Source organism: Mycobacterium sp. (assembly GCF_035633495.1).
In the GTDB taxonomy this organism is placed as follows: Bacteria; Actinomycetota; Actinomycetes; order Mycobacteriales; family Mycobacteriaceae; genus Mycobacterium.
Genome location: NZ_DASQEU010000182.1, coordinates 23010 through 31174 on the forward strand (window position 1 = coordinate 23010; position 8165 = coordinate 31174).

Here is an 8165-nt window from a genome sequence, read left to right on the forward strand (position 1 = left end):
CTAACGTTCGCTGAGCGACAGATAGCGCGCCGAAATCGCTTGGGGGGGTGGGGGTGGGGTCAGAAGTAGGCGTTGGCTGGGAGGGGTGTGTCGTGCAGCAGGTTCTGGCCAATCGCGACCGCCTTGTACGCCACCGGGTTGTGCAGCGTGATGGTGCGGATGTTGCGCCAGCGCCGGTCGAGGCCCTTCTGCCTGCTGGCCGCGCTGGCGCCGCCGAGCTCCAGCAGCCGCGAGGCCGCTTCCGGTGCGATGGCATCGAGGTGGACCTTCACCTTGGCGACCTTTAGTTGCGCCTCCTCGGCCAGCCGGGCATCCGGAGTGCCCTCGGGTGTCGACGCGCCCGAGTTGGTCGCCGCGGCGATCGAGCACCGCCGCCTTCGCGACGTAGGCCTTGCTGGCCAGTTCGCCGAGCAGACGCTGCAGGAGCGGGTCGTCGGTGGGGCGCTCGGTGGGGGCGTGGCTGAAGCTGCGATCGCGTGAGCCCAGCAGCGTCACGGCGTCGTCCACGACGCCTGCCAGGATGCGGTGCGCAGCCGCTCCTCGGTGAACCAGAGGTGTATCCGGAAGATTTGCGCCACAAATGGATCAGCCCGTGCCACGTCGATCACCGCGGAGAAGATTTGCGGCACAGTCAATCCCGAACCGGCCAGCTCGTGTGGCAGACGCAGAGTGCCGAAGCCGGCGCACTTGACCTCGGCCACCTGGTCAAAGGGATTCTCGTCGTTCAGGTCTCGGTCCTTGGCACCCGCGGCGATGCGGCCGAGCAGTTCTTCCCACTGCGGGGAACCGGGGAGGATGCGGGTGTTGTTCTCGACGGTGGTCATGGCCTCGTTTCTACGCAAGGCTCGGTGCGACGGCACTGCTTTGACTCACCCCGAACCCAAGAGTGGGCGACAGGGCACAATGGTGGCCGATGACGATGAATGCCGGGCGCCGCCGAATCCACGACAGTTTGGCCGCGCAGCCGGGTGTGCGTTCGGTGCGTCGGCCGATCCTGGCCGACGGACCCGACGAGTTCGACCTGTTCTACGTGCGCACCGGCGAAGTGTCCGATCACCCGCTGGTGATCATCCCCGGCGGTCCGGGGGCGGCATCGATAGCGCTGTACCGCGGGCTGCGCAGGCGCGCCGCGGCCGAGGGTCTGGACGTCATCATGGTCGAGCATCGTGGCGTCGGGATGTCCCGGCACGACGACGAGGGAGCCGACCTGCCGCTTGACGCGTTGACGATCGACGCCGTCGTCGAGGACATCGCCGCGGTGCTCGACGACGCCCAGGTCGACGAGGCGGTCGTCTACGGCACGTCGTACGGCACCTATCTGGCCGCGGGTCTCGGCGTGCGACACCCAGAGCGGGTGCACGCAATGATCCTGGACTCTCCGCTGCTGTCGGCCGACGACATCGACGAGGTGAGAGAGGCCGTCCGCCGGGCGCTGTGGGACGGCGACGACGAGGCGACCGCCGAAATCGGCGACAAGGTGCACCGACTCGTCGAGGACGGTGTGCTGACCCCGACCGCGACGCAGCTCGCGGCAGACTTGTACGGGCTCGGCGGCCCTGAACTGCTGGGTCGACAGCTGGATCTGCTGTTGAGCGATCACGACTGGGTGTGGGGCGTCGTCGGGCTGGGCACCCGGCTGCTGGTCGAGCGCAAGACGCCGTATCACAACGAGCCCGACCTCGTCGGTCGCATCGGTTACCGCGAGCTCAACTATGGTGCGGTACCCGACGGCAAGCCCCTCGATCCGGCGGTGGCCCTACGCGAAGCGGCTACGGGAGAGGTCGATTTCGTGGCGGAGCCCTACGACCTCGTCGCGGCGATGCCGGGATTCACCTGGCCTACCGCGGTCATCTCCGGTGGCCGCGATCTCACCACCCCGCGCGCGGTGGCGTGCCGCATCGTCGAGCTGATCCCCGGCTCGGTGCTGGTCGACATGCCCACCACCGGGCACAGCATCATCGACACCAAGGAACGCTCGGCACTCGACATCGTGAAGGCCGTCTACGCCGGAGCGACATCCGAATTGCCAGGTCGGTCAGCGGAACTCGACGCCACGCCCAGTCTGCTGAGCTTTCGGCTACTGAAGCGGGCGATCACCGCGGCCTCGGCCGCGGAGTCGGCGGTGCCGTCCGTCGTGCCGCGCGCGGTACGTCACGTCACGACTTCGTGAAGCCGATCGCGGTGTAGTTGACGTCGGACAGTCCGGCCGCGCCGAAGTTCGCGAGATTGCTTCGCACCGCGACGTTTCCGGGCGACTGGGTGAGCGGGAGACTGAATCCCTCCGCCCAGATCAGTTCATCGACCTCGTTGGCCAGCGCACGGGCCTTGTCGGCGTCGAGCTCCTTCAGCGTCTCCTCGATCTTGGCGTCGATCTCGGGGCTGCCGATCTTGCCGAAGTTGCTCTCACCGGTAGACAGATAGATCTGGTTGAGGCCTGAGAGCGGAAAGGCGTCGGCCACCCAGCTGAACTGAGCGATGTCGAAGTTTCCGACGGTGACGTACTGGCTGAAGAAACCATTGCCGCCCTTCGCCTGAAGGTCGAGCTTGACGCCGATCTGCGCCAGGCTGCTCTGAGCTATCTGCGCCACCTGTCGGGTGCTCGCGGCGTCGTAGAAGACGTCGCGAATGACCAGTTGCTTGCCGTCCTTCTCGCGGAACTGCCCGTTCATCCGCCAGCCGAGGTCGTCGAGCTCCTTCTTGGCCGCCTCGGGATCGAACGCCACCACGCCGCTGTTGTCCTGGTAGCCCTCCTGGCCCGCCACGTAGACGTGATTGTTGAGCGGTACCGGATTGTCGGCCAGTCCGCGTTGGGTCACGCTGGCGATCGTCTGCCGGTCGATGCCCTTCGCGATCGCCGTCCGCAACGCCTTGTCGGCCAGAATCGAACCGGGTGCGCCGTTGAAGGTGAAGTGATACCAACCCAAACCGGGCGCCCGACGAATCGAGATGCCCGTTGTGCGGCGGGCGATCTCCATCTCGTCCAGGGTGGCCAGACCGCTGGCGTCCAGGGCGTTGTTCTGCAGCGCCGGAATTCGGGCCTCGTCGGCCAGGACCGTGTAGGTGATGCCGTTGAGGCGAGGCGTCGCTCCCCACCACTTGGGGTTGCGGGCCAGGGTGATTCGTTGAGCCGTGCGGTCGATGTTGGTGATGACGAACGGGCCGGCGGAGGGGCCCGGTTGGGTCAACTGACCCTTGTTGAACGCCTCTGCCGTAGCGGTCATGCTCTTCGGCAGCAGCATCGTGTTACCCGACAACATGCCTCGCCACTCCGCGTACGGCTTGGCGAACGTCATGATCGCCTGGCGGTCGTCGACGCCGCGGGTCACCGAGGCCACCCGCTCGCTGCCGTTCGTGCTCGCGATCGCGAACGTCTTGTCCTTGCCGCTGGTGGCGTCGATCTGGGACTTGATGTCCTCCCACGTGATCGGCGCGCCGTCACTCCAGACGGCCTTTGGATTGATGGTGTACGTGACCACCTGGGGGTCGGTGCCGGTCAACTCCACATTGGTGAAGTAGTCGTTGTTGACCGTCGGCGATCCGTCGGGGCCGATCGTGAACGCCCGCGGCAGGGTCGCCTTCAGCATGCCCGCGGCGTCGGCGACGTTGCCGTCGATGTGCAGCGGGTTGTAGTTCTCCGGGAATCCGGACAGCGCGAGTCGCAGATCGCCACCGTCCTGCAGGGTGGCGGGATCCTTTGGGTTCATGTCGTTGGTGGTGCCGATCTCGGCGTTGCCCCCGGCCGACGGCGGCGGCTGGTCGCCGCCGGAGCACGCCGTGAGCGCGAGTCCGGCGACGAGAAGGGCGCTGGCGACGCGTCGGAGCTCCATGCGGACAGACTCTAACCTCGTGGCCGCCATTCGCGCCGCAGGCCGCCCGTCACCAGCCTCGACGGCGTCTCCTACGGCTGCGGGACCGCGGCGAGCAACTGCCGCGTGTACTCGTGTCGAGGCCTGGCAAAGATCTCGGTGGCATCGCCCGCCTCGACGACCGAGCCCTCGTGCATCACCACCAACCCGTCGGCGAGATGCTTCACCACCGACAAGTCGTGCGACACGAACAGGTAAGACAGTCCGAACTGCTCCTGTAGGTCCAGAAGCAGGTTGATGATGCCCGCCTGAATCGACACGTCCAGGGCGGACACCGGTTCGTCGAGCGCCAGAATCTTCGGCTGCAATGCCAGCGCGCGGGCGATGCCGATGCGCTGCTTCTGCCCGCCGGAGAACTCGGCTGGGTATCTGCTGGCGTCCTGGCGTCGCAGTCCGACGGTGTCCAGAAGTCCGGCGACGTGCTCGTCGACGCTCTTCTTGTCGAAACCGTTGGCGGTCAACGGTTCTGCGAGGGCGTCGAAGATGGGCAGCCGCGGGTCGAGGGACGCGACGGGATCCTGGAACACGACCTGCAGATCACCGCGCAGCGCACGTCGTGACCGGCGGTCCAGGGTGGCGACGTCCTGACCGAGTACCTCGATCGAACCACCTTGCGGCGCTGTCAGTTCCAGAATCTCGTGCAGCGTAGTCGACTTCCCCGACCCGGATTCTCCGACGATGCCGAGGGTTTGGCCCTGACGCAGCTCGAAGCTGACGCCGTCGACCGCCCGTACCTCGCCGATCTGGCGTCGGAACACCGCGCCCTTGGTCAGGGTGAAGGTTCTGACGAGGTCGACCACGCGTAGCACGACGGGCGCGTCAGGATCCGGTGTGGCGTCGACGGGCGCGGTCGATACGCCGTATACGTCGGACGCCGAGCGGCCCGCGACGTCGTCGGTGCGGATGCACGCCGCGGTGTGGTCGGGTGCGACGGACACCAACTCCGGTTCCGCAGAGAGGCAGTCGTCGATGACCATCGGACACCGCGGCGCAAAGGGGCAGCCGGGCGGGAGGTCCGCCATCGACGGCGGCGCGCCGGGGATCGGCACCAGGCGCGAGCCCTGGGGGGCGTCGAGCCGCGGCACCGAGCCCAGCAATCCGATCGTGTACGGCATGACCCGGCTGTTGGTGAGGTCGCCCACCGGCGCCGTCTCGACGGCCCTGCCCGCGTACATCACAAGGGCACGGTCGGCGAACTCCGACACCACCCCGAGGTCGTGCGTGATGATCAGCACGCCCGCGCCCGTCACCTCACGAGCGGTGCGCAGCACGTCGAGAATCTGCGCCTGCACGGTGACGTCGAGCGCCGTCGTCGGCTCGTCGCAGATGATGAGGTCCGGATCGTTGGCGATCGCGATGGCGATGACCACGCGTTGGCGTTCACCGCCCGACAGTTCGTGTGGAAAGGCCCTGGCGCGTCGCTGCGGCTGTGAGATCCCGACCAACTCGAGCAGTTCGACGGCGCGCGCCCCGGCGGCCTTGCGGCTCAGCTCGCGCTGGTGCACGCGCAGTGCCTCCGCGATCTGATCGCCCACGGTGTAGACCGGCGTGAGCGCGGACATCGGGTCCTGGAAGACGGTGCCGATGACGCGACCCCGGATCCGCGACATCCGTTGGTCGTCCAGCCCGATGAGCTCGTCGCCGTGAAGGCGTACCGATCCGGACACCTTCGCGTACTCCGGAAGAAGTCCCACCACGGCCATGGCCGTCGCCGACTTGCCCGCGCCGGACTCACCGACCAGCGCGACGACCTCCCGAGGCTGGACGTCGAAGGTCATGCCCCGAACCGCGGAGACGTCTTCGGCGTCGGTGGTGAAGCCGACGCGCAGGTCCTTGACCTGGAGGAGTTCGGTCACGTGCGCCGCCGCCGGGGGGGTTTGGCACCCGGGTCGATCGCGTCGCGCAGGCCGTCGCCGATCACGTTGGCGCACAATACGATCAGTACCAGGACGCCGGCGGGGAACAGGAACACCCACGGAAATGTAGTCACCGACGGGGTGCCGGCGGCGATGAGCGTGCCCAGCGACACGTCCGGCGGCTGGATGCCGAAACCGAGGAATGACAGTCCGGTCTCGGCGAGGATCGCGACGCCCACGTTCAGCGTGGTGTCGATGATGAGGATCGACGCGACGTTCGGCAGCACGTGGCGCACGATGATCCGCCAGTCCGAGACCCCCATGTACCTTGCGGCGGTAACGAATTCGCGCTCGCGCAGGCTCATCGTCAGCCCGCGGACGATGCGCGCGCTGATCATCCAGCTGAAGACGGCCAGCAGCAGGATCAGCGCGAACACCCGACCCGACTGACCGAGGCGCGGCGTGACGATGGCGATGAGGATGAAACTCGGAACGACGAGCAGCAGGTCCACCACCCACATCGACACGCGGTCCCGCCAGCCGCCGAAGTAGCCGGCGACGGCGCCGACCGTCGCCGCGATGATCGTCGAGATGAACGCCACGCACACGCCGATCAACAGCGACTTCTGCATGCCGCGCAGGGTCTGTGCCAGTAGGTCCTGGCCGAGAGAGTTGGTGCCGAACCAATGACTGGTGCTCGGCGGCTGCTGCAGCGCGAGGAAGTCGAGATCGGTGTAGCTCCATGGCAATAACGGCGGCAGCGCGTAGCAGCCGATGAACATCAGCGCCAGGACCACCAACGCCCCCACGGCGAGCCGGTTGCGCAGGAACCGGCGCGTGGTCAGTGTGCGGCGGGAGGCGAACGTGCCACCCGTCTGGATCCCCGATTGCGCTGTCGACGACGTGTCCGTCGTCACCGGTTCGGTCACGTCACCCTCACCCTCGGATCGAGCGCGGCGTAGATGACGTCGGAGAGCAGCCCGGCGAGCAGAATCGTCGCGCCGGTGAACACGGTGATCGCGGCGATGATGTTGGTGTCCTGGGTGGCGATGCCCTGAACCACCCACTCGCCCATGCCGTGCCAACCGAAGATCTTCTCGACGAACACGGCCCCCGTCACCAGTCCGCCGACGCCGTAGGCGAATAGCGTGGCCATGGGGATCAACGCGGTGCGCAACCCGTGCTTGAACAAGGCCTGGCGCCGCGTCAGCCCCTTGGCGCGCGCAGTGCGGATGAAGTCTTGGCCGAGCACGTCGAGCATGGCGTTGCGCTGGTAGCGGCTGAAGCCGGCGATGGAGAACAGCGCCAAGGTGGCCGTCGGCAGGACGAGGTGCTGCAGGCGGTCGACGAACTGGGTCCAGATTCCACCCGTGAGCGTGGGCGACGTCTCACCGGTGTACTCGAACAGGTTGAAGCCCAGTGCCGTGTTGGCGCGCAGCGCACCGAGGATCAGCAAATTGGCGACGACGAACGTCGGCATGCTGATCAACAGCAGGGAGAGCAGTGTGATGATCCGGTCGGACACGCGGTACTGCCGGATGGCGCCCCACGCGCCCACCACCACGCCGATGAACGTGCCGAGCACCGAGCCGATCAAGACCAGCCGCAGGCTGACTCCGATCCTGCGCCACAGTTCGTCGGACACGGGCTGCCCGGCGATGGTCGTGCCGAAGTCGCCCCGGACCGCGCCGGACACCCAGTGCGCGTATCGGAGGGGGATCGGCTTGCCGAGGTCGAGCTCGGCGGCCTTGGCGTCGATGACTGCCTGGGGTGGCCGGGGATTGCGGCCTTCGAGGCTGTCGAGCGGTTTGAACGACCACGACGCGAGCGCGAACGTCAGGAACGACGCCAATGCGAGCAGCACGACGTAGTTCAGTGCCCGACGAGCCAGGAAACGCGTCACGTCGCGCTCGCCGGAAACCGCATGGCCACAGGGTATGAGATCAACGGCCGATTACCTCGCTGCGGGCGCGTTAACGGGCCAAGAGAACTCGCGGCGCGGACGCAGTCGGCTCCCAGACCGGGGGCGTTCACTCGAAGGATCCGATTCATTGCCGCACACAGATTGGAGTGTGACATGCATTACAAGGCAGAGATGTTCGTCGCCATCGTCGGCGGTAGCGCAGTCGTGACTCTCGGTGCCCCAAGCGCGGGCATCGTCGAGGGCCAGCACGGCCCCCGCTACGGCGGCGGTAACCCGCAGATGACGCTGCCACCAGCATCGAGACCACGCCGCCGAATGCACGCGCCGTCGGCGAGGCCGCACCGGCGATCAAGGGTCCGGCTCCGCTCCCATCGGAGGAGCACGGCCTGCCCGGCTGACGTGGCGCCCGGCTGAGAGCGGCCCGGGAAACCGCTTCGCGTTTGGTGCGCGTCCGCTTCGGTTAGACGAAACGTGAAGGGCTTCAGCCCCTTCGCACACACGTTTCGAATGTACTGAATT

5 protein-coding genes and 1 pseudogene are annotated in these 8165 nt (G+C 67.1%); 1 reads left to right on the forward strand and 5 read right to left on the reverse strand.

The window, feature by feature from the left end; translation table 11 throughout:
* Nucleotides 1–59 precede the first annotated feature (59 nt).
* A pseudogene (locus tag VET27_RS26180) lies at nt 60–824 on the reverse strand (acyl-CoA dehydrogenase family protein).
* Between the two features lie 89 nt (nt 825–913).
* Between VET27_RS26180 and VET27_RS26185 the strand changes: the two are divergent.
* Nucleotides 914–2170: an alpha/beta fold hydrolase gene (locus VET27_RS26185; protein WP_526522917.1), complete on the forward strand. Its 1257-nt coding sequence runs from the start codon at nt 914–916 to the stop codon at nt 2168–2170.
* On the opposite strand, the gene oppA is transcribed toward VET27_RS26185, so the two are convergent.
* The 4 genes from oppA to oppB all read right to left on the reverse strand — a co-directional run bounded on the left by oppA (nt 2157) and on the right by oppB (nt 7625).
* Nucleotides 2157–3827, reverse strand: a complete 1671-nt coding sequence (gene oppA / locus VET27_RS26190; protein ID WP_526522919.1) for an oligopeptide ABC transporter substrate-binding protein OppA — start codon at nt 3825–3827, stop codon at nt 2157–2159. The two genes, VET27_RS26185 and oppA, sit on opposite strands and share 14 nt — an antisense overlap.
* A gap of 71 nt (nt 3828–3898) precedes the next feature.
* On the reverse strand, nt 3899–5722 hold the full coding sequence (oppD, locus tag VET27_RS26195) for an oligopeptide ABC transporter ATP-binding protein OppD (RefSeq protein ID WP_526522921.1): 1824 nt from the start codon (nt 5720–5722) through the stop codon (nt 3899–3901).
* Nucleotides 5719–6603, reverse strand: a complete 885-nt coding sequence (oppC, locus tag VET27_RS26200) for an oligopeptide ABC transporter permease OppC (protein WP_526522927.1) — start codon at nt 6601–6603, stop codon at nt 5719–5721. The genes oppD and oppC overlap by 4 nt, the downstream gene beginning before the upstream one ends.
* A 44-nt stretch (nt 6604–6647) precedes the next feature.
* Entirely contained in the window at nt 6648–7625 is a 978-nt protein-coding gene (oppB, locus tag VET27_RS26205) for an oligopeptide ABC transporter permease OppB (RefSeq protein WP_526522923.1), read from the reverse strand.
* Nucleotides 7626–8165 lie beyond the last annotated feature (540 nt).